The organism is Type-C symbiont of Plautia stali (assembly GCF_059730935.1).
This window is the reverse complement of the sequence record NZ_AP035923.1, coordinates 2,350,046-2,374,943: the sequence shown is the minus strand read 5'-3', so window position 1 is coordinate 2,374,943 and position 24,898 is coordinate 2,350,046. Positions and strand designations below refer to the sequence as shown.

The 24,898-nt window shown below is 57.8% G+C and carries 21 protein-coding genes and 1 other RNA gene; 15 read left to right on the top strand and 7 right to left on the bottom strand.

Translation table 11 applies throughout. The features are described 5' to 3' along the window. Nucleotides 1–54 precede the first annotated feature (54 nt). The 6 genes from btuC (at nucleotide 55) to AC6I7J_RS11110 (ending at nucleotide 5,487) form a co-directional block, all read left to right on the top strand. The gene (gene btuC / locus AC6I7J_RS11135; RefSeq protein WP_498005685.1) at nucleotides 55–1,038 is read left to right on the top strand and encodes a vitamin B12 ABC transporter permease BtuC; all 984 of its coding nucleotides are present in this window, start codon (nucleotides 55–57) and stop codon (nucleotides 1,036–1,038) included. 39 nt (nucleotides 1,039–1,077) lie between these two features. Continuing rightward, nucleotides 1,078–1,623: a glutathione peroxidase gene (locus AC6I7J_RS11130; RefSeq protein WP_021506243.1), complete on the top strand. Its 546-nt coding sequence runs from the start codon at nucleotides 1,078–1,080 to the stop codon at nucleotides 1,621–1,623. After that, a complete protein-coding gene (btuD, locus tag AC6I7J_RS11125; protein ID WP_498001103.1) occupies nucleotides 1,623–2,369 on the top strand; it encodes a vitamin B12 ABC transporter ATP-binding protein BtuD in 747 nt (248 codons plus the stop codon). Before AC6I7J_RS11130 ends, btuD begins: the two co-directional genes overlap by 1 nt. Before the next feature lie 64 nt (nucleotides 2,370–2,433). Further along, nucleotides 2,434–2,892: an NlpC/P60 family protein gene (locus AC6I7J_RS11120; RefSeq protein ID WP_021506241.1), complete on the top strand. Its 459-nt coding sequence runs from the start codon at nucleotides 2,434–2,436 to the stop codon at nucleotides 2,890–2,892. Between the two features lie 314 nt (nucleotides 2,893–3,206). Beyond that, nucleotides 3,207–3,950: an EAL domain-containing protein gene (locus AC6I7J_RS11115; RefSeq protein WP_021506240.1), complete on the top strand. Its 744-nt coding sequence runs from the start codon at nucleotides 3,207–3,209 to the stop codon at nucleotides 3,948–3,950. Between the two features lie 97 nt (nucleotides 3,951–4,047). Next, nucleotides 4,048–5,487 (top strand): protein adenylyltransferase SelO, encoded by a 1,440-nt coding sequence (locus AC6I7J_RS11110; RefSeq protein ID WP_498005683.1) that lies wholly within the window; start codon nucleotides 4,048–4,050, stop codon nucleotides 5,485–5,487. A 6-nt stretch (nucleotides 5,488–5,493) separates the two neighbouring features. Here the strand turns inward: AC6I7J_RS11110 and AC6I7J_RS11105 are convergent, their stop codons facing one another. Together AC6I7J_RS11105 and ppsR are read right to left on the bottom strand one after the other, a co-directional pair. Then, on the bottom strand, nucleotides 5,494–6,540 hold the full coding sequence (locus AC6I7J_RS11105; protein WP_021506238.1) for a 3-deoxy-7-phosphoheptulonate synthase: 1,047 nt from the start codon (nucleotides 6,538–6,540) through the stop codon (nucleotides 5,494–5,496). Nucleotides 6,541–6,689: 149 nt separating this feature from the next. After that, on the bottom strand, nucleotides 6,690–7,517 hold the full coding sequence (gene ppsR, locus AC6I7J_RS11100) for a posphoenolpyruvate synthetase regulatory kinase/phosphorylase PpsR (protein ID WP_021506237.1): 828 nt from the start codon (nucleotides 7,515–7,517) through the stop codon (nucleotides 6,690–6,692). 448 nt (nucleotides 7,518–7,965) lie between these two features. Here ppsR and ppsA point away from each other — a divergent pair, with 448 nt between their 5' ends. Continuing rightward, nucleotides 7,966–10,353, top strand: coding sequence for a phosphoenolpyruvate synthase (gene ppsA / locus AC6I7J_RS11095; RefSeq protein ID WP_031279179.1), 2,388 nt, complete (start codon nucleotides 7,966–7,968; stop codon nucleotides 10,351–10,353). A 140-nt stretch (nucleotides 10,354–10,493) separates the two neighbouring features. Here ppsA and rprA read toward each other — a convergent pair. After that, nucleotides 10,494–10,601: antisense sRNA RprA (gene rprA, locus AC6I7J_RS11090), an RNA gene on the bottom strand. Between the two features lie 330 nt (nucleotides 10,602–10,931). Next, the gene (gene ydiK / locus AC6I7J_RS11085; protein ID WP_021506235.1) at nucleotides 10,932–12,044 is read right to left on the bottom strand and encodes an AI-2E family transporter YdiK; all 1,113 of its coding nucleotides are present in this window, start codon (nucleotides 12,042–12,044) and stop codon (nucleotides 10,932–10,934) included. A gap of 204 nt (nucleotides 12,045–12,248) precedes the next feature. Between ydiK and ydiJ the strand changes: the two genes are divergently transcribed. Next, nucleotides 12,249–15,302 carry a D-2-hydroxyglutarate dehydrogenase YdiJ gene (gene ydiJ, locus AC6I7J_RS11080; RefSeq protein ID WP_498005681.1) on the top strand — a complete coding sequence of 1,018 codons (3,054 nt, stop codon included), beginning with the start codon at nucleotides 12,249–12,251 and terminating at the stop codon, nucleotides 15,300–15,302. 30 nt (nucleotides 15,303–15,332) lie between these two features. Here ydiJ and AC6I7J_RS11075 read toward each other — a convergent pair whose 3' ends face one another. Beyond that, nucleotides 15,333–15,737 (bottom strand): hypothetical protein, encoded by a 405-nt coding sequence (locus tag AC6I7J_RS11075; RefSeq protein ID WP_021506233.1) that lies wholly within the window; start codon nucleotides 15,735–15,737, stop codon nucleotides 15,333–15,335. A 390-nt stretch (nucleotides 15,738–16,127) separates the two neighbouring features. On the opposite strand from AC6I7J_RS11075, the gene sufA reads away from it, so the two are divergent. From sufA to AC6I7J_RS11040, 7 genes are all read left to right on the top strand, one after another. Then, a complete protein-coding gene (sufA, locus tag AC6I7J_RS11070) occupies nucleotides 16,128–16,502 on the top strand; it encodes a Fe-S cluster assembly scaffold SufA (protein WP_010616252.1) in 375 nt (124 codons plus the stop codon). A 7-nt stretch (nucleotides 16,503–16,509) separates the two neighbouring features. Continuing rightward, nucleotides 16,510–18,003: a Fe-S cluster assembly protein SufB gene (gene sufB, locus AC6I7J_RS11065; RefSeq protein WP_021506232.1), complete on the top strand. Its 1,494-nt coding sequence runs from the start codon at nucleotides 16,510–16,512 to the stop codon at nucleotides 18,001–18,003. A gap of 39 nt (nucleotides 18,004–18,042) precedes the next feature. Further along, the gene (gene sufC / locus AC6I7J_RS11060) at nucleotides 18,043–18,789 is read left to right on the top strand and encodes a Fe-S cluster assembly ATPase SufC (RefSeq protein ID WP_021506231.1); all 747 of its coding nucleotides are present in this window, start codon (nucleotides 18,043–18,045) and stop codon (nucleotides 18,787–18,789) included. After that, a complete protein-coding gene (sufD, locus tag AC6I7J_RS11055; protein WP_059012320.1) occupies nucleotides 18,764–20,041 on the top strand; it encodes a Fe-S cluster assembly protein SufD in 1,278 nt (425 codons plus the stop codon). The genes sufC and sufD overlap by 26 nt, the downstream gene beginning before the upstream one ends. Next, complete coding sequence (sufS, locus tag AC6I7J_RS11050) at nucleotides 20,038–21,261, top strand: cysteine desulfurase SufS (protein WP_166710035.1); 1,224 nt, start codon at nucleotides 20,038–20,040, stop codon at nucleotides 21,259–21,261. Before sufD ends, sufS begins: the two co-directional genes overlap by 4 nt. 20 nt (nucleotides 21,262–21,281) lie before the next feature. Then, nucleotides 21,282–21,698: a cysteine desulfuration protein SufE gene (gene sufE / locus AC6I7J_RS11045; RefSeq protein WP_021506228.1), complete on the top strand. Its 417-nt coding sequence runs from the start codon at nucleotides 21,282–21,284 to the stop codon at nucleotides 21,696–21,698. 62 nt (nucleotides 21,699–21,760) lie between these two features. After that, nucleotides 21,761–22,798, top strand: a complete 1,038-nt coding sequence (locus tag AC6I7J_RS11040) for a L,D-transpeptidase family protein (protein ID WP_498005679.1) — start codon at nucleotides 21,761–21,763, stop codon at nucleotides 22,796–22,798. Between the two features lie 75 nt (nucleotides 22,799–22,873). On the opposite strand, the gene AC6I7J_RS11035 is transcribed toward AC6I7J_RS11040, so the two are convergent. Both AC6I7J_RS11035 and pykF read right to left on the bottom strand, forming a co-directional pair. Further along, entirely contained in the window at nucleotides 22,874–23,110 is a 237-nt protein-coding gene (locus tag AC6I7J_RS11035) for a major outer membrane lipoprotein (protein ID WP_007374746.1), read from the bottom strand. Nucleotides 23,111–23,415: 305 nt separating this feature from the next. After that, nucleotides 23,416–24,828, bottom strand: coding sequence for a pyruvate kinase PykF (pykF, locus tag AC6I7J_RS11030; RefSeq protein ID WP_498005677.1), 1,413 nt, complete (start codon nucleotides 24,826–24,828; stop codon nucleotides 23,416–23,418). Between the last annotated feature and the right edge of the window lie 70 nt (nucleotides 24,829–24,898).

Sequence of the window (24,898 nt, the reverse complement as noted above, 5' to 3'; positions counted from 1 at the left end):
TTTTAGCGTAATCTCTCTACAATCAAATCTCTGTTTTCTCAGCCAATCTTACTTATGACTCTGCTGGATCAGCTGGCCCAACAGGCCGACCGTCGCAGCCGGCGCTGGCTCGGCGCGCTTACTGCCGCAGTGCTGCTGCTGCTGGTGCTCAGTCTGTGCACGGGCGACAGCTGGATTTCTCCGCTGCAATGGTTTTCTGCCAGCGGCGATCTGTTCGTCTGGCAGCTTCGCCTGCCGCGCACCCTGGCGGTGCTGCTGGTGGGCGCGGCGCTGGCAGTCTGCGGCGTGGTGATGCAGGCGCTGTTCAACAATCCGCTGGCGGAGCCCGGGCTGCTGGGCGTATCGAACGGTGCCGGCATTGGCCTGGTGCTGGCGGTGCTGCTGGGTAACGGCGCACTGTGGAGCCTGGCGCTGGCAGCGATGGCGGGCGCGCTGCTGATCACGCTGATCCTGCTGCATTTTGCCCATCGTCAGCTCTCGGCCAGCCGTCTGCTGCTGACCGGCGTGGCGCTCGGCATTATCTGTAGCGCCATCATGACGTGGGCGGTGTACTTTAGCACCAGCCTCGATCTGCGCCAGCTGATGTACTGGATGATGGGGGGATTTAGCGGCATCGACTGGCGCTACGGCTGGATGATGCTGGCGCTGCTGCCGTTGACGCTGGCGCTGCTGGCCAGCGCCCGGACGCTTAATCTGCTGGCGCTGGGGGAGGTGTCGGCGCGGCAGCTCGGCCTGCCACTGCTGCTGTGGCGCAATCTGCTGGTGCTGGCGATGGGCTGGCTGGTGGGCGTCAGCGTGGCGATGGCCGGTGCGATTGGATTTGTCGGACTGGTTATCCCCCATCTGCTGCGCCTCAGCGGCCTGAGCGATCATCGCTACCTGCTGCCGGCCGCGGCGCTGGCGGGCGCGGCGGTACTGCTGGCGGCGGACATTCTGGCACGGCTGGTGCTCACCTCGGCCGAGCTGCCAATTGGGGTGGTCACTGCCACGCTCGGCGCGCCGCTGTTTATCATGTTATTAGTGAAGTCTTCGCGCTAGCTGCGGCTGGCACAGTGCAATCAACAACGGGAATCGACGATGAGCCTTTATCAGACAGAACTGGTTACGCTGGACGGTGAAAAAACCACGCTGGCACAGTATCAGGGCAAGGTGCTGCTGGTGGTTAACGTAGCATCAAAATGCGGCCTGACGCCGCAGTATGAACAGCTGGAGTCGCTGCAGAAGGCCTGGCAGGACAAAGATTTCAGCGTGTTGGGCTTCCCCTGCAATCAGTTTCTCGAGCAGGAACCGGGCAGCAATGAAGAGATCAAAACCTTCTGCAGCACCACGTACGGCGTAACCTTCCCGCTGTTCGACAAAACGGACGTCAACGGCGAGCAGCGGCATCCACTGTACCGTCAGCTGGTCGCCGCGCAGCCGGAAGCCGAACGCCCGGCAGGCAGCGGTTTCCTTGAGCGCATGGAGAGCAAAGGCCGCGCGCCGAAAGCGCCGGGCGATATCCTGTGGAATTTCGAAAAGTTCCTCATCAACAAACAGGGTGAGGTGATCGCGCGCTTCTCGCCGGACATGACGCCGGACGATCCGATCATTCTGAAGCGCATTGAGCAGGCGCTGGCGGCGTAATGCTGCTGCAGTGCCACGACCTGCGCGTGCCCGGACGGCTGAGCGCGGGGGAGCTGACGCTCTGCCGCGGTGAGCGCGTGCACGTGGTCGGCCCTAACGGCGCCGGCAAGAGCACGCTGCTGACCGCGCTCGCTGGCCTGCTCGACGCCGAAGGGCAGCTGACGCTGGCCGGCCAGCCGCTGCGAAGCTGGTCGGGTGCCGCACTGGCGCAGCAGCGCGCCTGGCTCCCGCAGCAGCAGCCGGCACCTGCGGCGCTGCCGGTGTGGCACTATCTGCGGCTGCACAGCCCGCCGGGCGGCGATAACGCGCAGGCGACGCTCACTGACCTGCTGCTGCAGCTTGACTTGCAGGATAAGCTGACGCGTCCGCTGGCGCAGCTCTCCGGCGGTGAGTGGCAGCGGGTGCGCCTGGCAGCGGTGGTGCTGCAGATCCACCCGGCAATTAATCCGCGCGGTGCGTTACTGATTCTGGATGAGCCGCTCACCGCGCTCGACATCGCACAGCAGCGCGCGGTGGATAAGCTGCTGTTGCAGCTCAGCGAGGCCGGCATCGGCATTGTCGCCAGCGGACACGATCTTAACCACAGTCTGCGCCATGCCGATCGCGTCTGGCTGATGCATCAGGGCCGCGTAGTCAGTCAGGGCAGGGCGCGCGAGGTACTGACCGCCGAGCGGCTGGCACCGCTTTATCAGGCCGAATTCGTGCAGCTGGAGACGCCACAGGGGCCGCTGCTTTATCTTCCCTGACTTGCGCGCTGCGCCGCTTTGTCGCTACAGTGTCAGCCGGACGACGTTTTTAAGGACTATTCTGATGCGGCTGACCCTGTTTCTCCTCGTGTTGCTGCTGGCGGGCTGTAGCCATCATGCGCCGCCGCCCAATGGCCGTCTGTCTGACTCCATCACCGTGATTGCGCAACTTAACGATCAGCTCAGCCGCTGGCGCGGTACACCTTATCGCTATGGCGGGTTAAGCCGCGGTGGCGTGGATTGCTCGGGTTTTGTCTACCTGACCTTTCGTGACCGCTTTGACCTGCAGCTGCCGCGCTCAACGATTGATCAGACTGATATCGGCACGCGCATCGATAAAAGCGATCTGCTGCCCGGTGATCTGGTATTTTTCAAAACCGGCAGCGGTGAAAATGGCCTGCACGTGGGCATCTATGACACCGACAATACCTTCATTCACGCCTCCACCAGCCAGGGCGTGATCCGCTCCTCGCTGGATAATGTTTACTGGCGCAAAGTATTCTGGCAGGCGCGTCGCATCTAATCCGCTTAACCCATTAGTGTTAAAAAAAGGCGTAATAAACAGATGGGTTTTGATCCGATTTATTTTTTTTTCCGCCAGATATAACTCTCATTTAAAATGGCACTTTACCGCAATCGGGTTTGCGACTAAAAATAGACGTCAGTGAATTTAATCAGTATGGACATTAACCTGGATCATTTGGCTTAAGTATTATTTGATGCAGAAAAGTCGGTAATTAGACAGAAAACGGCGTCTCTTCTAACGTTTGGTCCTATTGCCTGACCGTTTTCATTGATATACGATGCGCCAATTGCCACTGCATCTGGCTGTAAAAAATGAAAGTCCATTTATCTGCCGACTATCAGTCGGAAACCTGGTTTTATCCTGCCTATTCTCTGGCGGGCCAGCTGACTGCGGTTGAGCTGGTCACCCAGTTTGTTCACGACAGTGCGCCGATTACGCTGCCGCAGGACTTGCTGTTGCCGCAGCTTGACGATGCCCAGCAATTACGTTTGCTGCAGAGCCAGTTAGTGCTGCTGGAAAAGTACCGTGACTTTTTTGAGTTACATCAAATTATCGCGCTGGTTCGTATTGATGAATCTATGGCCACGACGCTATTGGCCAGTGAGTTTCTCTTAAGGAAATTTAAACAACTTCCCTTTATTGTTTTGGATATCAGTGAAACGTTTCCGCAATTATCGGCTGGTAAAAAGCAGCCGCTGTTAGCACGCCTGCAACAGGAATTTCGCTTATCGCTTTCTCAATTTGGGGCAGGAAAAGCCCCGGCTACGGCAGTATACGAAAATCTGTTTAGCGTGTTAAAAATGGACAAAGCGTTTATTCATGCGCTGGCGAAACGTGCCTCATTTACGCCATTTATTCAGACTGTTATCGATAATTTTTCCGCTTACGCCCCGCAAATAATTATTTGTGGCGTTGACGATAATGCCCTGCTGGAGAAAGTCAGTTCCCTGAGCGGCGCACAGCTGCAGGGCAGTCTGTTCCCGGTGGTTAAAGCGGAACGGTTAAGCGATCTCATCTATCCGCACGTCACGCTCACCACGCCTTCACAGCAGTAACCTTTCATCTGTCTTCTCCGTCACCCCGACGGTAGACTACGCTTTATCTTTAAACGCAATGCGGGTGGCGCACCGTTGCGCACCTTCCGGAGTGTCGATGCAATTTATTAATAGCTGGCAGCAGACGTTGCCGGGATTCTACACCGCGCTGGACCCAACGCCGCTTGCCGGCGGGCGGCTGTGTTATCACAATGCCGCGCTGGCGCAGGAGATGGGCCTGGATGCTGCGCTGTTTGCTGGCAAAGGCCACGGCGTGTGGTATGGCGCAGCGTTGCTTCCCGGCATGTCGCCGCTGGCGCAGGTCTACAGCGGGCACCAGTTTGGCGTGTGGGCCGGTCAATTGGGCGACGGACGCGGTCTGCTGCTGGGCGAACAGCAACTGGCCGACGGCCGCAAACTTGACTGGCATCTGAAAGGCGCGGGCCTTACCCCCTATTCACGCATGGGCGATGGCCGCGCGGTGATCCGTTCCAGCGTGCGCGAGTTTCTCGCCTCGGAAGCGCTGCTCCATCTTGGCATCCCGACCACGCGCGCGCTGGCGCTGGCCATTGGCGACGAACCGGTCCAGCGTGAAACCCGCGAGCGCGGCGCGATGCTGATGCGCATCGCCGACAGCCATCTGCGTTTTGGTCACTTTGAGCATTTCTATTACGGCGGCGAACCGGAGAAAGTGCGCCAGCTGGCGGACTACGCGATTCATCATCACTGGCCGCAGCTGGAGCAGGAGGCCGATCGCTACCTGTTGTGGTTTACCGATATCGTCAAACGCACCGCCAGCCTGATTGCGCAGTGGCAGAGCGTCGGCTTCGCGCATGGCGTGATGAACACCGATAATATGTCGATCCTCGGCCTGACGCTCGATTACGGGCCTTACGGTTTCCTTGATGACTACGATGCGGATTTCATCTGTAATCACAGCGATTATCAGGGGCGCTACGCCTTCAGCAACCAGCCGATGATCGGCTTGTGGAATCTTAACCGCCTGGCGCATGCGCTGTCCGGTTTGCTGAGCACTGAACAGTTGAAACAAGCGCTCAGCCATTACGAGAGCGAGCTGATGCGGGTGTGGGGCGAGAAAATGCGCGCGAAGCTCGGGCTGCTGACCGCCGATGCGGGGGATAACGCTATTCTCACTGACCTGCTGGCGCTGATGACGGCAGAGCACAGCGATTACACCCTGACGTTCCGTCTGCTGAGCGAGACGCAGCAGGCAGAGACGCGTTCACCGCTGCGCGATGAGTTTATCGACCGTGACGCCTTCGACCGCTGGTATCACGGCTATCGCCAGCGCCTGCTGCAGGATGGCGTCAGCGATGCGCAGCGTCAGGCAGTCATGAAAGCGGCTAACCCGGCGCTGGTGTTGCGCAACTATCTGGCCCAGCAGGTGATCGATGAGGTTGAGCAGGGGGAAACGGCGGCGCTGGCCAGATTACATCTGGCGCTGCAGCAGCCGTTTAACGAGGCGGCCATCAGTCCGGAACTGCGCCAGCGGCCGCCGGAGTGGGGAAAAACGCTGGAGGTAAGCTGCTCCAGCTAGCAGGCATCAGAAGCGGCTGTCCACGGCAGCCGCCAGCAGTGCCAGCACCTCCGCGCTGTCATCCCAGCCGAGGCACGGATCGGTAATCGACTGGCCGTAGGTCAGCGGCTGGCCGCTCACCACTTTCTGATTACCCTCCTGCAGGAAACTCTCAATCATCACTCCCGCCACTGCCCGCGAACCGGCACGGATCTGCGCCGCCACGTCCTGCGCCACATCGCGCTGGCGGCGATGCTGCTTCAGGCAGTTGCCATGGCTGAAGTCGATCACCAGCTGTTCCGGCAGGTTGAAGTCGCGCAGGTTGGCGGCCGCAGCGGCGACATCTTCAGCGTGGTAGTTCGGCTGACGCCCGCCGCGCAGGATCACGTGACCGTGCGGATTGCCGCTGGTCTGATAAATCGTCATCTGCCCGGTTTTGTCGGGTGACAGGAACATATGGCTGACACGCGCGGCGCGAATCGCATCAACCGCGATCTGCACGTTGCCGTCGGTGCCATTCTTGAAGCCCACCGGGCAGGAGAGCGCCGAGGCCATTTCACGGTGAATCTGGCTCTCGGTGGTGCGCGCGCCAATCGCGCCCCAGCTGATCAGGTCGGCAATAAACTGGCCGATCACCATATCGAGAAATTCCGTGGCGGTTGGCATGCCGATGGCGTTGATATCCAGCAGCAGCTGGCGCGCGATAGCGATGCCGCGGTTGACGTCGAAGCTGCCATCGAGATCCGGATCGGAAATCAGGCCTTTCCAGCCCACCACGGTGCGCGGCTTCTCAAAGTAGGCGCGCATCACAATTTCCAGCCGGTCCTTGTGCTGTTCACGCAGCAGATTGAGACGCTCTGCGTACTCCAGCGCAGCCTTGGGATCGTGCAGCGAGCAGGGGCCGATAATCACCAGCAGACGTGGATCTTCACCGGTCAGGATGCGCGCGATGCGCTGACGCGCGGCGGTAACGTTAGCGGCAATCGCCGCCGAAATGGGGTGTTGTTGCGCCAGCGCGGCCGGCGTCAGCAGCGTGCCGATGCGCGCGGTGCGCAGTTCATCAGTTTTGTTCATTGGGATTCTCAAAATCTGTTCTTCGCAGCGGTGAAATACCGGGAAGTGATGATGATCACAATAAACCATTAGCCCGTGAATTCAACCAGCTAAATCAAAAGGCTATTCATCACTGACGGCAGCCAGGCTTTACAACCTGGCAGGTGAGGTCAGTACATGCTGCGGCGCAGGCCCATGATGTCGAGGATTTTGGTGGCGATCTCTTCGACAGAGTAATTGGTGCTGTTGAGATAGCGAATCTGATGGGTGCGGAACAGCGCTTCTACTTCACCGACCTCCAGCCGGCACTGACGCATTGACGCATAGCGGGTATTTTCAGCGCGCTCCTGACGAATCGCCGCCAGCCGTTCCGGATCGATGGTCAGGCCAAACAGCTTGTGCTGATGGGCGCGCAGCGCAGGCGGCAGCTTTAGGTTATCCATGTCATCAGCGATGAACGGATAGTTAGCCGCGCGAACGCCAAACTGCATCGCCAGGTACAGGCTGGTCGGGGTTTTGCCGCAGCGCGATACCCCCAGCAGAATCACCTGCGCATCTTCCAGCCCGCGCAGCGAAATACCGTCATCGTGCGCCAGGGTGTAATCAATCGCGGCGATACGGGCATCGTATTTGCCTAAGTTACTGGCAGTCAGGCCGTGGGTGCGGTGCGCCACCGGCATCGAGGCCACGCCCAGTTCACTCTGCAGCGGTGCCACCAGCGCCTGCACGATGTCCTGGCAGAAGCCTTCGCTCTCCAGAATGATGTCGCGCACCTCGGGTGTGACAATCGAGAAAAACACCAGCGGGCGCACGCCGCTCTGCTGGTAGAGCGCATTAATCTGGGCTTTCACCGCCTGGGCGCGCTGCACATTCTCCACGAACGGCAGCGTCACGCTGTTGGTATTCACCGGAAACTGTGACAGCACCGCGTGGCCCAGCACTTCCGCGGTGATGGCGGTGCCGTCAGAGATATAGAATACGCTGCGTTCAGTGCTCATGGTTGACCTCATGCTTTTGTTTACTTTTGCGTAACATTATCACCTAAAATATTTCATTTTCACTAAAGGTAAAATGAAATATCCATATCTGGCCGGCGAATAATCTATTTTTACGCTGCGCTGATTACCCATCATAGATGAAATGCCAGGTTATTCAGCGCTAATTTCTCGCTTTTGCCCGCGCGGGCGCAAAATAAAAACGGCAAGCGTTGCGCAACAAAAAACGCGGCTAACCTCATGAAAAAGTGAAAAATATCGCATTGCCAATAGGTTGGTAAAAAATAGCTGCGTTGCGCAACAAGGCGCTTTTCGGGGAGTAATCCGATTTTAACGCTGATTTTCTGCTTTAACGATTCAACACTTAGTCTTTATTAATTGATTGTGCCAGGCTGACTTGGCGAATAGCAAAATGTTCCATGTGCTCCAATCATTTAAAAGGATAATCTCAATGTCCAATCAAGACCAACAGTCGCTAGTGCTCTGGTACAACCAGCTTGGCATGCATGATGTTGATCGGGTAGGGGGCAAGAATGCTTCCCTGGGAGAAATGATTACCAATTTGTCGTCGCTCGGGGTATCCGTGCCAAACGGCTACGCGACGACATCTTACGCTTTTAATCAGTTTCTCGACCAAAGCGGACTGAACCAGCGTATTTATGCATTGCTGGACAACACGGATATTGATGATGTTGCAGCGCTGGCGCAGGCCGGCAAACAGATTCGTCAATGGGTGGTGGATACGCCTTTCCAGCCAGAGCTGGAAGCGGCGATCCGCAGCGCCTATGAACAACTTTCTGCTGATGACGCCGAAGCCTCCTTTGCGGTGCGCTCTTCGGCCACCGCCGAGGATATGCCCGATGCCTCGTTTGCCGGCCAGCAGGAAACTTTCCTTAACGTGCAGGGCTTCGACGCGGTGCTGGTGGCCGTGAAGCACGTATTCGCCTCGCTGTTTAACGATCGCGCCATTTCATACCGCGTGCACCAGGGCTACGACCACCGTGGCGTGGCGCTCTCGGCCGGTGTGCAGCGCATGGTACGTTCCGATCTCGCCTCCTCCGGCGTGATGTTCACCATTGATACCGAATCCGGCTTCGACCAGGTGGTGTTCATCACCTCGGCGTTCGGTCTTGGCGAAATGGTGGTGCAGGGCGCGGTCAACCCGGATGAGTTTTACGTGCACAAACCGACGCTGGCCGCTAATCGCCCGGCGATTGTGCGCCGTACCCTGGGCTCGAAGAAGATCCGCATGGTGTACGCCGATTCGCAGGAGCACGGCGAACAGGTGCGCATTGAGGACGTGGAACAGGAACAGCGAGACCGCTTTAGCCTGACCGATGATGAAGTGCAGGCGCTGGCGCGCCAGGCGGTGCTGATTGAGCAGCACTATAAGCGTCCGATGGATATTGAATGGGCCAAAGATGGCCACACCGGCAAACTGTTCATCGTGCAGGCGCGGCCGGAAACGGTGCGTTCCAACGGACAGGTGATGGAACGCTACAGCCTGCAGGGCAAAGGCAGCGTGCTGGTGGAAGGCCGGGCCATCGGCCATCGCATCGGTGCGGGTGAAGTGAAGGTGATTCACGACATCAGCGAGATGCACCGCATCGAAAAAGGCGATGTGCTGGTCACCGACATGACTGACCCGGACTGGGAACCGATCATGAAGAAGGCGTCGGCGATCGTCACCAACCGTGGCGGGCGGACCTGTCACGCGGCAATCATTGCGCGCGAGCTGGGCATTCCGGCAGTGGTGGGCTGTGGTGATGCCACTGAGCACCTGAAGGACGGTCATAAGGTCACGGTGTCATGCGCCGAAGGCGATACCGGTTATGTGTATAACGATCTGCTGGACTTTGAAGTTACCAGTTCGCAGGTTGATACCATGCCGGATCTGCCGCTGAAAATTATGATGAACGTCGGTAACCCGGATCGCGCCTTTGACTTTGCCTGCCTGCCCAACGAGGGCGTCGGTCTGGCGCGGCTGGAGTTCATCATCAACCGCATGATTGGCGTGCACCCGAAAGCCCTGCTGGAGTTTGATCAGCAGACGCCGGAACTGCAGGCGCAGATTGGTCAGATGATGAAAGGCTTTGACGATCCGGTGGAGTTCTACATCGCGCGCCTGACCGAAGGGATCGCCACGCTGGGCGCGGCCTTCGCGCCGAAGCGCGTCATTGTGCGGTTGTCGGATTTCAAAACCAACGAGTATGCCAACCTGGTCGGCGGCGAGCGTTACGAGCCGGAAGAGGAAAACCCGATGCTGGGCTTCCGCGGCGCCGGACGCTACGTGGCCGACAGCTTCCGCGACTGCTTTGCGCTGGAGTGTGAAGCCGTGAAGCGCGTGCGCAACGAGATGGGGCTGACCAACGTTGAGATCATGGTGCCGTTTGTACGCACCGTCGATCAGGCCGAGGCCGTGGTGGCCGAGCTGGCGAAGCAGGGCCTGAAACGCGGCGAGAACGGACTGAAGGTGATCATGATGTGCGAGATCCCGTCCAACGCGCTGCTGGCAGAGCAGTTCCTGCAGCACTTTGACGGCTTCTCTATCGGCTCCAACGACATGACGCAGCTGGCGCTGGGGCTGGATCGCGACTCCGGCGTGGTGTCGGCGCTGTTTGATGAGCGCAACGATGCGGTGAAGGCGCTGTTGTCGATGTCGATTCAGGCGGCGAAGAAGCAGGGCAAATACGTCGGCATCTGCGGCCAGGGGCCTTCCGATCATCAGGACTTTGCTGCCTGGCTGATGGAGCAGGGCATCGACAGCCTGTCGCTCAACCCGGATACCGTGGTGGAAACCTGGCTGAGCCTCGCTGAGCTGGACGCGGCCAAAGCGTAATCTGTTACACCTGCCTGGTGCCCGGCAACCGTCGGGCACCCGTCTGTTCTCCCATCCCACTTTTCATCACCTAAGATTGCCATAAACCCAGCGCTGACGGCGTTCGCCGCCGGGCCGCGCTGTTTATCGCTGAATTGCAGGCAAAAAAAAGCCCATCACAGGGGATGGGCAAAGACTACACACAGCAATTCTTCACTTTACTCAGGGGAAAAAGGTTGTTTAAAAATCAGTGGCTTGATTTAAAACATAGTGAACATGTTATTCACCGCCGCCGCTGGCGTCTTTAAGAATCCTCTTATTAGTTTAAAGCTGATAATCTTTCATTACGTTTTATCACCCATTCGGCCCAGGAATCAGTGCGAAAAATAATCATTTTATCGGTGCGATCGGGCTTAAACGCTGAAAAGTGCGTTTTTTCTTAAAAATCACTAATGGAAAAAATTATTGTGCCGCGAAATTAAGTGGTACGGATTAATGAGTGTTAACCACGGCTGACTAATGCAAATCGCGTTGGGTGCGGAGAGGGAAAAGCGGATTAGCAAACCGGGCCTGGGGCCCGGTTATGCGCCGGAAGCGCGTTACGGCTGCGGCTCTTCGTGTTCGGCCAGTGCTTCGATGGCCGTTTCCGGATCGTCATCCGGCGCCGGCGCTTCATGCATCCACACCGAAACCAGCCGGTAAGAGACCGCCAGTACGACCGGACCGATAAACAGTCCAATCATACCGAAGGCGATCAGCCCGCCGATGACGCCGGAAAGTATCAGAATCATCGGTAAATCGGCGCCCATGCGAATCAGCATCGGACGCAGCACGTTATCCAGCGTGCCGACCACGCAGCTCCACACCAGCAGCACCGTGCCCCAGGTGGTGTCGCCGCTCCAGTAGAGCCAGATAATTGCCGGCACCAGCACAATCAACGGTCCAAGCTGCACCAGGCAGGTAAGAATCATTAATACGGTCAGCAGCGTGGCATACGGAATGCCGGAAATCGCCAGGCCGATGCCGCCCAGCACGCCCTGCACCAGCGCGGTCACCACCACGCCGAGCGCCACGGCGCGGATCGCCTGACCGGCCAGCAGCACGGCGGCGTCACCGCGCCGTCCGCCCATGCGGTAGGCAAAGTGACGGATGCCGAGACCAACCTGCTCACCGCGCCAGTACAGCAGCACGCTGAACAGCAGCATCAGGGCAAGGTGCAGCATGAAACGGCCAAAATGTCCGGCCTGGGCGACAAAGAAGCCGGTGGTGCGGCCAATATAAGGCTGGACCTGGCTCATGATCGCCGCGCCGCCACCATCGATCAGTTTATGGTAGCTGGAATAGAGTTTGCGTCCGGCATAGGGAATATCGCGCAGCCAGGCAAGATCCGGCAGCACCAGATGGCGCTGGGTCGCCCAGGCGATGACCGGCGCGCTGTTATCAATCAGGCTGCTGACCAGCAGCGCGATAGGAATAATAAACAGCAGCAACAGCAGAATCGTCATGGCAATCACCGCCAGCGAACGGCGACCCCACAACAGTTGCTGCAGACGAATCATTAGCGGCCAGGTGGCAATCACCACCATGCTGGCCCAGGCGAAGCCGAGAATGAACGGCTGCACCACCCACAGACAGGCAATGATCATCAGCAAAATAAACATCAGCGAGAACAACATTTGCGGTAGATCCACACCGCGTTGCAGGCTTTTCATCACAACACAGACCTCAGTAATCCTTCAGGAGGGCGCTCCGCGGCGCCTTCACAATGATGATCTATTTCCTGAAAATTAAACAGAAAAAGCAGCGCGACGTGGCCGTTTTCCTGAAAAAACAGCGGGCGGCAAAAAAATGTGATACAACCAAGAGCTGAAAAAAATTAACCACGCAAACGTTTACAACATCCCGGTCACGAAATAATGATCCCACAGATTTCTCAGGCGCCAGGCCTCGTTCAACTGGTGCTGACATTCCTGCAGTCGCTGAAAGAACAAGGTTTTACCGGCGACACCGCGACCAGCTATGCCGACCGCCTCACGCTCTCCACCGATAACAGCATCTATCAGCTCCTGCCCGATGCGGCGCTGTTTCCGCGTTCAACGGCGGACGTGGCGCTGATCGCCCGACTGGCTGGTGAGCCACGTTTCAATAGCCTGGTTTTTACCCCGCGCGGCGGCGGCACCGGTACTAACGGGCAGTCGCTCAATCAGGGCATTGTGGTCGACATGTCGCGCTACATGAACCGCATCCTCGAGATCAACACCGAGCAGGGCTGGGTGCGGGTAGAAGCCGGCGTGGTGAAGGACCAGCTTAACGCCTGGCTCAGGCCGTACGGCTTTTTCTTCTCTCCGGAGCTGTCGACCAGTAACCGCGCCACGCTGGGCGGCATGATCAATACCGATGCCTCCGGTCAGGGCTCGCTGGTGTATGGCAAAACCTCCGATCACGTCGAAGGCCTGCGTGCCGTGCTGCTGGGCGGCGAAATTCTTGATACGCGCGCCATGCCCACCGCGCTGGCGGAACAGCTGGCCACAACGCCGACCGCTGAAGGGCGCATCTATAAAGAAGTGCTTAACCGCTGCCGCGAGCAGCGTGAACTGATTCTGGCAAAATTCCCCAAACTGAACCGCTTTCTCACCGGTTATGACCTGCGCCATGTGTTCAGTGATGATTTGCAAACTTTCGACCTGACGCGCCTGTTATGCGGCGCCGAAGGCACGCTGGCCTTTATCACCGAAGCCCGGCTGGATATCACACCCATTCCCAAAGTGCGCCGGCTGGTGAACATTAAGTACGATTCGTTCGATTCCGCTCTGCGCAATGCGCCTTTTATGGTCGAGGCGCAGGCCCTGTCGGTGGAGACAGTGGATTCGAAAGTGCTTAACCTGGCGCGCGAGGATATCGTCTGGCATTCGGTCAGCGAGCTGATCACCGATGTGCCAGGTAAAGAGATGCTCGGCCTGAATATTGTCGAGTTTGCCGGCGACGATGCGGCGCTGATTGCGCAGCAGGTGACCACGCTGTGCGCGCGGCTGGATGAGCTGATGGCGCAGCAGCAGGGTGGCGTGATGGGCTATCAGCTGTGTGATGATCTGGCGGGCATTGAGCGCATCTATAACATGCGTAAAAAAGCGGTGGGTCTGCTTGGCAACGCCAAAGGGCGCGCCAAACCGATTCCGTTCGTGGAGGATACCGCCGTGCCGCCGGAGCATCTGGCGGATTACATTGTGGATTTTCGTGCGCTGCTCGACAGCCACGGCCTGAGCTACGGCATGTTTGGTCACGTGGATGCCGGCGTGCTGCACGTGCGTCCGGCGCTGGACATGTGCGATCCGCAGCAGGAGATGCTGATGAAGCAGATCTCGGACGAAGTGGTGGCACTTACCGCGCGCTACGGCGGTCTGCTGTGGGGCGAGCACGGCAAAGGCTTTCGCGCCCAGTACAGTCCTGCGTTCTTTGGCGAAACGCTGTTTTATGAGCTGCGCCGCATCAAAGCGGCGTTCGATCCGGATAACCGTCTCAACCCCGGCAAAATCTGTACGCCGCTGGGTAACGACGAACCCATGATGCAGGTCGATGCCGCCACGCGCGGCAGCTGGGATCGCCAGATTCCGCTGACGGTACGCAATGACTGGCGCGGCGCGATGGAGTGTAATGGCAACGGACTGTGCTTCAACTTTGACGTGCGCAGCCCGATGTGCCCGTCGATGAAAATCACCCGCAATCGTATCCATTCGCCAAAAGGACGCGCCACGCTAACGCGTGAGTGGCTGCGCCTGCTGGCGGAGCAGGGCGTTGACCCGCTTAAGCTGGAGCAGGCCTTGCCAGCACAGGGCGCCAGCCTGCGCAGTCTGATTCAGCGCACGCGCAATTCGTGGCATGCGAAGCAGGGCGAATATGATTTCTCGCATGAAGTGAAAGAGGCGATGTCCGGCTGCCTGGCGTGTAAAGCCTGTTCGACCCAGTGCCCGATTAAAATCGATGTGCCGAACTTCCGCTCGCGCTTCCTGCAGCTTTATCACACCCGCTATCTGCGCCCGGTCAGCGACCATCTGGTGGCGTCGGTTGAAAGCTATGCGCCGCTGATGGCGAAAGCACCGCGGGTGTTCAACTTCTTCCTGAAACAGCCGTGGATGCGCGACCTCAGCCAGCGCCACATCGGCATGGTCGATCTGCCGCTGCTCTCCTCGCCGAGCCTCAAGCAGCAGCTGAGCGGCCACCCGGCGATGCGGGTCACGCTGGAGCAACTGGAGGCGATGGATGCGGCCCAGCGCGAACAGCACGTGCTGGTGGTGCAGGATCCGTTTACCAGCTATTACGAAGCGCAGCTGGTGACCGATTTCATCCGGCTGATTGAAAAACTCGGCTACCGGCCGGTGCTGCTGCCGTTCTCACCTAACGGGAAAGCGCAGCACGTGAAAGGTTTTCTGCAGCGCTTTGCCCGCACCGCCGGCAAAACCGCTGAGTTCCTCAACCGGGTGGCGCAGCTCGGTGTGCCGATGGTCGGTGTCGATCCGGCCACGGTATTGTGCTATCGCGACGAATATCAGCAGGTGCTTGGCGAGCAGCGCGGCGCGTTCAGTGTGCAGCTGGTGCATGAATGGCTGCACGGCGTGCTGGCCGGGCGCGAGGTGCAGATCGCCAGCGGCGAAGCCTGGTATCTGTTTGCCCACTGCACCGAGGTCACGGCGCTGCCGTCAACGCCTAATCAGTGGCAGGCTATTTTTACCCGTTTTGGTGCGAAGCTGGAGAACATCAACGTGGGCTGCTGTGGCATGGCCGGCACTTATGGTCACGAGAGTAAAAATCTGGCCAACTCGCTGGGCATTTATGAACTGTCGTGGCATCCGCAACTGCAGAAGCTGCCGCGTCAGCGCTGTCTGGCGACCGGCTTCTCCTGCCGCAGCCAGGTGAAACGCGCCGAGGGCAACGGTATGCGCCATCCGCTACAGGCTTTGCTGGAATTGATGTAAACAAATTGTAGGAGCCGTCACAAAGCTGGATTAGAATATCCAGCCTGCGTGGCGGACGAAATCACTTTGCAGGCGGGTCGCCTGGTCCCAGTCGCCGCTGAGCGCCAGTTGATGACACAAACGGGTCAGCGACAGGCGCGCCAGCTGGTAAGCCTGAATACGGAACAGGCGATCGCGATCGGCATTGCCCATCTCCTGCACTAAGCGGTGGTGCAGCTTGCCCATCGCGTGCAGGTAGCTGTGATCGTCGCCGTTCAGCTGGCAGATTTCGGCCATGTCGAGACAGGTATCGTTAAAACGACGCAGTTGTTCAATGGAACAATCGGTGCGGTTGAGCTTTGCCTGAGCCAGATAGAAGTCGACGGTGATATCACGGACCGAAAACTTATATTCGTCGATTTTGTGTTGTAACCAGGCTGAGACGGAAAGCGTCATGTCGCCACCCAAAGTAGGTTAATGATAATCATTATCATATTTAACCGCGCCAGGAATGCAATTCCCGCCGTGAAATTTTATTGATTTCCTTTGCCTGTTACAAAAATCGGCAATAACAATCTCTTTACATTCAGCAAAGGCGTAACCTATCAATCAGAGCATAAACGTAAAAAGCGAACTGGAAAATTTACGGCTTATGAACAGGTTACGTTCTGACGGCGCGCGCGGGAATGGCGCGCACAAGCTGGTGGGAAGGGACTATGCTTAATAAAGCAGCAGCAAAAAACAGCACGAGATGATTATCCCTGCAAAACAAGAGGTTGAAGTGATATCTGATATCACTACCATAGGGGGATAGCCTGAAAAGGCCCAGACTTACGAGGTAGCACTATGTCATCAGTAAATGCAGCGTCTTTTTCACCTGACGAATTCGTCTGGAAAGGGCTCACGCTGACCGAGTCGGCAGCGAAACAGATTCTCAGCCTGGTGGAACAGGACCCGGAAGTTAAGGGCCTGAAACTGGGTGTGAAACAGTCCGGCTGTGCCGGTTTTGGGTACGTTATGGACCTGGTGAAAGCGCCTGCCGATGACGACCTGCAGTTCGAGCAATATGGCGCAAAACTGTTTGTGCCGCTTCAGGCGATGCCGTTTGTTGACGGTACCGAGCTGGATTATGTCCGCGAAGGCCTGAACCAGATTTTTAAATTCAACAACCCTAAAGCTCAGCACGCCTGCGGGTGCGGTGAAAGCTTTGGCGTCGAGTAAGTGAAATATGTCACGACACAGCGAAGCATCTGACGATGTACAAACCTGGGAAGGCAGCCTGAACTACAAAGAAGGCTTCTTCACCCAGCTGCAAACCGACGAACTGGCACACGGCATCAATGAAGATGTGGTGCGTGCCATTTCGGCCAAACGTAACGAACCCGAGTGGATGCTGGAGTTCCGTCTCAAGGCGTTTCGCGCCTGGCTGGAGATGGAAGAGCCACACTGGCTGAAAGCGCACTACGACAAGCTCGATTATCAGGATTACAGCTACTATTCCGCGCCGTCCTGCGGCAATTGCGATGACAGCTGTGCCTCTGAACCGGGTGCCACCCAGACGTCCGGCAGCGTCGCCTCCAGCGATTACCTGACCAAAGAAGTGGAAGACGCGTTTAACCAGCTGGGCGTGCCGGTGCGTGAAGGCAGAGAAGTGGCGGTGGACGCCATTTTCGACTCGGTGTCCGTGTCGACCACTTATCGCGACAAGCTGGCTGAGCAGGGCATTATTTTCTGCTCCTTCGGTGAAGCGATCCACGATCATCCGGAGCTGGTACAGAAGTATCTTGGCACCGTGGTGCCGCACAACGATAACTTCTTTGCTGCGCTCAACTCGGCGGTGGCGTCCGACGGTACCTTCGTCTACATCCCGAAAGGCGTGCGTTGCCCGATGGAGCTGTCGACCTATTTCCGCATCAACGCCGCGAAAACCGGCCAGTTCGAACGTACCATTCTGATTGCTGATGAAGACAGCTACGTCAGCTACATCGAAGGCTGTTCAGCGCCGGTGCGCGACACCTACCAGCTGCACGCAGCGGTCGTCGAAGTGATCATCCACAAAAACGCCGAAGTGAAATACTCCACGGTGCAGAACTGGTTCCCGGGCGGAGAAGGCGAGGGCGGTATCCTCAACTTCGTGACCAAGCGTGCGCTGTGTGAAGGCGAGCACAGCAAGATGTCGTGGACGCAGTCCGAGACCGGCTCAGCCATTACCTGGAAATACCCGAGCTGCATCCTGCGCGGTGATTACTCAGTGGGCGAATTCTACTCCGTCGCGCTGACCAGCGGTCGCCAGCAGGCCGATACCGGTACCAAGATGATTCACATTGGTAAAAACACCAAATCGACCATCATCTCGAAAGGTATCTCGGCCGGTAAGAGCCAGAACACTTACCGCGGCCTGGTGAAAATCATGCCGACTGCGACTAACGCGCGTAACTTCACCCAGTGTGACTCGATGCTGATTGGGCCGGACTGCGGTGCGCACACCTTCCCGTATGTGGAAACGCGCAACAACAGCGCGCAGCTTGAGCACGAAGCCACGACGTCGCGCATCGGTGAAGATCAGATGTTCTACTGCCTGCAGCGCGGCATTAGCGAAGAAGATGCGATCTCGATGATCGTCAACGGCTTCTGTAAAGACGTTTTCTCCGAGCTGCCACTGGAATTCGCCGTGGAAGCGCAAAAACTGTTAGCGATCAGCCTTGAGCACAGTGTCGGCTGATGCCACACGCGTTGCCGGAAGCAATGTGAAGGAAAGAGTATGTTAAGCATTAAAGATTTACAGGTTAGCGTTGAAGACAAAGAGATTTTGCGCGGTCTGAACCTTGAGGTTAAGCCGGGCGAAGTGCATGCCATTATGGGCCCGAACGGTTCCGGCAAGAGCACCCTGTCTGCCACGCTGGCCGGTCGTGAAGATTATGAAATCACCGGCGGTTCCGTGACCTTTAAAGGCAAGGACCTGCTGGAGCTGGAGCCGGAAGAGCGTGCCGGTGAGGGCATCTTCATGGCGTTTCAGTACCCGGTCGAGATCCCGGGCGTCAGCAACCAGTTTTTCCTGCAGACTTCGGTCAATGCGGTGCGTAAATACCGTGAGCAGGAAGAGCTGGACCGTTTCGACTTCCAGGACTTCATCGAAGACAAGATCAAGCTGCTGAAGATGCCGGAAGATCTGCTGACCCGTTCCGTCAACGTCGGTTTCTCCGGCGGTGAGAAGAAGCGTAATGACATTCTGCAGATGGCGGCGCTGGAGCCTGAGCTGTGCATCCTCGATGAAACCGACTCCGGTCTGGATATCGATGCGCTGAAAATTGTTGCAGAAGGCGTGAACAGCCTGCGCGACGGCAAGCGCTCATTCATCATCGTAACGCACTACCAGCGCATCCTGGATTACATCAAGCCAGATCACGTGCACGTGCTGTATCAGGGCAAAATCGTGAAGTCTGGCGACTTTACGCTGGTGAAACAGCTGGAGGAGCAAGGCTATGGCTGGCTTACCGACCAGGAGTGATAACGCGCTGCAGCAGTGGCATCACCTGTTTGAGTCACGCGGCGAGCAGCGTTCGCTGCAGGCACAGCAGCACTGGCAGCAATTGATGCGTGTCGGCCTGCCGACGCGCAAGCATGAAAACTGGAAATACACCGCGCTGGACAGCCTGCTGGCACAGCAGTTCGTGCAGGCGGAAGCGCCAGGCGTGAGCGCTGAGCAGGTGGCTGCGCTGGCGCTGCCGCTGGACGCGATTTGCCTGGTGTTCGTCGACGGCCGCTTCCAGCCTGAGCTGAGCGCGCGTGACACCGGTCTGTTTGACGTGCAGCACAGCCGTGCCGCTGAGCGACGTCCGTTACCGGCCGCAGTACAGCCGGAGGTGTTCCTGCACCTGACGGAAAGTCTGGCGGAAGAGGTGACCTCGATTCGTCTGCCGCGCGGCAAAGCTGCGGCGCAGCCGCTCTATCTGCTGCACATTACCAGCGGCCAGGCGGATGCGCTCAACACTGTACATCATCGTCACCATCTGGAGCTGGAGTCCGGCGCGGAAGCGCAGGTGATCGAGCATTACGTGACGCTGAATGGCAGCGCCCACTTCACCGGCGCGCGCTTTACCTTTGCGGTGGGCGACAATGCGCAGCTGAAGCACACCAAGCTGGCGTTTGAAGAGAGCAGCAGCTACCACTTTGCGCACAACGACATCGTGATTGGCCGTGACGCGCAGGTGAGCAGCACCAGCTTCCTGCTGGGTGCCGGTTTGTCGCGTCACAATACCAGCGTGCAGCTGAACGGTGAGAACACCCAGCTGTCGCTGAACAGCCTGGTGCTGCCGGTAGGCAGCGAAGTGGCGGATACGCGCAGCTATCTGGAGCACAACAAAGGCCACTGCCTGAGTCGCCAGCTGCACAAAACCATTTCGCGTGACAAAGGGCGCTCGGTGTTTAACGGCCACATTAAAGTGGCGCAGCACGCGCTGAAAACTGACGGCCAGATGACCAACAACAACCTGTTGCTCGGTCGCCTGGCGGAAGTGGACACCAAGCCGCAGCTGGAAATCTACGCCGATGACGTCAAGTGCAGCCACGGCGCGACTATCGGTCGCATCGACGACGAGCAGATGTTCTACCTGCGCTCGCGCGGCATCGCCGAAGACGCGGCGCAGCAGATGATCATCCATGCTTTCGCCGCTGAACTGACGGAAGCGCTGGAAGATGACGCGCTGCGCCAGGTGGTACTGCAACGTATTACCGACCGTTTCCCGGGAGTTGAGTCATGAGTTTCGATCTCGAACGAGTCAGAGCGGAGTTTCCGATTCTGAGTCGTGAGGTCAACGGACATCCGCTGGCCTACCTTGACAGCGCGGCCAGCGCACAGCGCCCGCTCGCGGTGATCAACGCGGAAAGTCACTTCTATCAGCACGGCTATGCGGCCGTGCACCGTGGTATTCACTCGCTGAGCGCACAGGCGACCAGCGATATGGAAAACGTGCGCGCCCAGGCGGCGCGTTTTCTGCGTGCCGCGGCAGCCGAAGAGATCATCTTCGTGAAAGGTACCACCGAAGGCATCAATCTGGTGGCCAACAGCTGGGGCGGCAGTCAGCTGCAGCCGGGCGATAACCTGATCGTCACTGAGATGGAGCATCACGCCAACATCGTGCCATGGCAGATGGTGGCCCAGCGCACCGGCGCGGAAATCCGTGTGCTGCCACTTAACGACAACGGCGAGCTGGCGCTGGAACAGCTGGCGGGGCTGATCGACAGCCGTACGCGCCTGCTGGCCGTGACGCACGTTTCCAACGTGCTCGGCACGGTTAACCCGGTGAAAGCCATCGTGGCGCAGGCGAAAGCCGCGGGCGTGGTGACGCTGGTGGACGGTGCCCAGGCTGTGATGCACCACCCCGTTGACGTGCAGGATATCGGCTGCGATTTCTACGTGTTCTCCGGCCATAAAATCTATGGGCCGACCGGGATTGGCGTGCTGTACGCGCGTAAGGCGCTGCAGGAGATCATGCCACCGTGGGAAGGCGGCGGTTCGATGATCGATCAGGTCATGCTGCCCACCGGCACCACCTGGAATGGCGCACCGTGGCGCTTTGAGGCCGGCACGCCGAACACCGGCGGCATCATTGGTCTCGGCGCGGCGCTGACGTGGATCAGCGAACTCGGTCTGGAGACGATCCATCAGCGCGAGAGCCAGCTGATGCGTTACGCGCTGGACAAGCTGGCGTCGGTGCCGGATCTGGTTATTTACGGCCCGGCCGAGCGCAGCGGCGTGGTGGCGTTTAACCTCGGTAAGCACCACGCGTTTGACGTTGGCAGCTTCCTCGACCAGTACGGCATTGCCATCCGCACCGGCCACCACTGTGCCATGCCGCTGATGCGTCATTATGCGGTGCCCGCGATGTGTCGCGCCTCCTTCGCGCTCTACAACAGCGAAGAGGAAGCCGATCGCCTGGCGGCTGGCCTGACGCGCATTCATCGTCTGCTGGGCGGTTGAGCAGATTTCAGGAGTTATGCATGGCAAACCTGCCAGAAAAAGAGAAACTGGTGCGCAACTTCAATCGTTGCGCCAACTGGGAAGAGAAGTACCTCTACATCATTGAACTCGGGGCAAAATTACCAGAATCCTCTGAAAGCTTGCATCAGCCGCAGTACGTCATTTCCGGCTGTCAGAGTCAGGTATGGATTCGCATGACCCCACAGGCAGACGGCACCATTGCTTTTGAAGGTGACAGCGATGCCGCCATCGTTAAAGGCTTGATTGCCGTGGTATTTAGCCTGTATCAGGGCCTGAAAGCGCCAGAGATTCTGGCACTGGATGTCGCCCACTGGTTTGGCGAACTGGCCCTGACGCAACACCTCACCCCTTCGCGTTCGCAGGGGCTGGAAGCGATGATTCGCGCGATCCGGCATAACGCACAGTCTCTCAGCTAAGTTACACTCTCCAGACCCCGGCCATGACCGGGGTCTGTTCCATCCGACAAAGAGAAAATTGCATGAAACCTGCGCTTCGTTTAGCCGGTGCATTGCTGTTGTCCTGTTTCGGACTGTCTGCACCTGCGTTTGCTACGGAATACCCCCTGCCAGCCGCTGATAGCCGTTTGATTGGCGAAAACACCCTGACCACCGTCCCGGATGACAAACGGCCGCTGGAGAGCATTGCCGCGCGTTATAAGATAGGCATGCTCGGCATGCTGGAAGCCAACCCGGGCGTCGACCCCTGGCTGCCGAAAGCCGGCACGCAGCTTACCGTGCCGCTGCAGATGCTGCTGCCGGATGCGCCGCGCGAAGGCATCGTGATCAACCTGGCCGAACTGCGTCTCTACTACTATCCCAAAGGAGAAGATCGCGTCGTGGTTTATCCGATCGGCATCGGTCAGTTGGGTGCCGCCACGCCGGCTATGGTGACGAGTATCAGCCAGAAAATCCCTAACCCCACCTGGACGCCTACCGTCAATATCCGCAAACGCTACGCCAAAGAGGGCATCACGCTGCCCGCGATGGTGCCTGCCGGGCCGGATAACCCGATGGGGCTGTTTGCGCTGCGTCTGGCGCGCGGCAGCGGCCAGTATCTGATTCACGGCACCAACGCCGACTTCGGCATCGGGATGCGCGTCAGCTCCGGCTGTATTCGTTTGCGTCCGGACGATATCGAAGCGCTGTTCAACAGCGTGCCGCAGGGTACGCGCGTACAGGTGATTAACCAGCCGATCAAATATGCCATCGAGCCCGACGGCAAACGCTACATTGAGGTACACCAGCCGCTGTCGCGTAATGAACATGACGATCCGCAGACCATGCCAATTGCGCTGAGCGCGCCGCTGAAAGCCTTTATAAAGAGTGCGAAGAGCGACAGTGCGCTGATAAAGGCGGCGATTGAACGTCGTTCAGGCATGCCGGTACTGGTGAGCAGTGGGGAACCGGTGAGTGAGGCGACGCCGCTGCCGGCAGTGCTGCAGACGCAGCAGGGGGCAACAGGCGGTGCGCAAGCCACCATCAGTCAGGCGCAGGGCGAAGCCGCTGCGACACCGTGATTCAGGGCCAGCGGACGGCAGAATCCGGACAAAAAAAATGGTGCCACAAGGGCACCATTTTTCAAACCAGAACTCTTACTTACGGTAAGAGTGAGCCTGGTTGTCCAGACGCTGGTTAGCGCGAGCTGCGTCGTCTTTAGCAGCCTGAACGTCAGAACGGATTGCGTTCACGTCGTTGCTCAGCTGGTCAACTTTAGCGTTCAGAGTCTGAACGTCTGAAGACAGCTGGTCGATTTTAGCGTTGCTTGAGCAACCAGCCAGCAGAGTTGAACCCAGGATTACCGCGCCCAGTACCAGTTTAGTACGATTCATTATTTATACCCTCTAGATTGAGTTAATCTCCATGTAGCGTTACAAGTATTACACAAAGCTTTTTAAGTTGAGAATAAATTTTTGATGAGAACATGCTTAAATTTGATCGTTCGCTCAAAGAAGCAGCGTTTCGCAGAACATGATGAAAATATTTAGCGAAAACAGAGAGATTTAATCGGATTAACCTTAATTCTGCGGGATATTGAATAGTTATTATCGATTGGAATTTTCCGCTTTCTGTCTCAGGCGCGGAATAAAAAAAGCGCCCCGAAAGGCGCTCTTTTAAATAAACATAACCGGCTCGATCAGAGTACGTGCACCGACGCGGTGTTGGTGGTTCCGCTCGGTACCAGCGCACCCGAAACCATCACCACGACATCGCCTTTCTGCGCGTAGCCGCTCTGCAGCGCCATCTCTTTGCCGATGCGGTAGAAATCATCGGTCGAGGCGATTTCGCTCACCAGACGCGTTTCAATCCCTTTGCTGAGGATCAGCTGACGCGCAGTGGTCTGGTTAGTGGTCAGGGCCAGAATGGTGGCATCCGGGAAGTATTTACGCACGGATTTAGCTGACTTACCGCCTTCGGTCGCCACCACAATCACCGGCGCTTCCAGTTTCTCAGCGGTCTCAACGGCGCCACGACACACTGCTTCAGTGATACGCAGCTTGCGCGAATCCTGCAGGGAATCGATGCGCGATTTCATCACGCGATCGGTACGCTCGCAGATAGTCGCCATGATGGTGACCGACTCCAGCGGGTATTTACCCTTGGCGCTCTCACCGGACAGCATCACCGCGTCGGTACCGTCGAGGATGGCGTTGGCCACGTCGCCGGCTTCAGCACGGGTAGGGCGCGGGTTCTTGATCATCGAATCCAGCATCTGCGTCGCGGTGATCACCACTTTGCGCGCTTTATTACACTTCTTGATCATCATCTTCTGCGCGAAGATCACTTCTTCAACCGGGATTTCCACACCGAGGTCACCACGCGCGACCATGATGCCGTCAGAGGCTTCCAGGATCTCATCGAAGTTGTTCAGGCCTTCCTGGTTTTCGATCTTGGAGATGATCTGAATGTGCTCACCGCCGTGGGCTTTCAGGTGCTCACGGATTTCCAGCACGTCAGAACGTTTACGGATGAAGGAAGCCGCAACAAAATCCACGCCTTGCTCGCAGCCGAAGATCAGATCGCGCTTGTCTTTTTCCGCCAGTGCCGGCAGCTGAATGGACACGCCTGGCAGGTTGACGCCTTTGTTTTCGCCAAGGTCGCCATTGTTCAGCACTTTACACACCACGGTGTTTTCGGTGACTTCGGTGACTTCCATGCCGATCAGACCATCGTCGACCAGCACGGTGTTACCAATTTTCAGGTCTTCGGTGAAACCGGCGTAAGTAACGGCAACGCGCTCGCTGTTACCAATCACTGACTGATCGGTGGTGAAGGTGAAGGTCTGGCCAGCTTTCAGGGACACATCATTGCCACCGTCCAGTTTCATGGTACGGATTTCCGGGCCTTTGGTGTCCAGCAGAATCGCGGCCTGGCGACCGGTTTTTTCCATGACGGCACGCATGTTGATGATGCGCTGACCATGTTCGGCATAATCCCCGTGAGAGAAGTTCAGGCGCATGACGTTCATGCCCGCTTCCAGCAGTTGAGTCAGCATCTCTTCGGATTCGGTTTTCGGACCGATAGTACAAACGATCTTGGTCTTTTTCATGTCAGATTTCTGTAAGTTGTGATGGATGATAAAGGTCGGGGTTCGATGCGCCTGGCACCGAAGTAAAAAT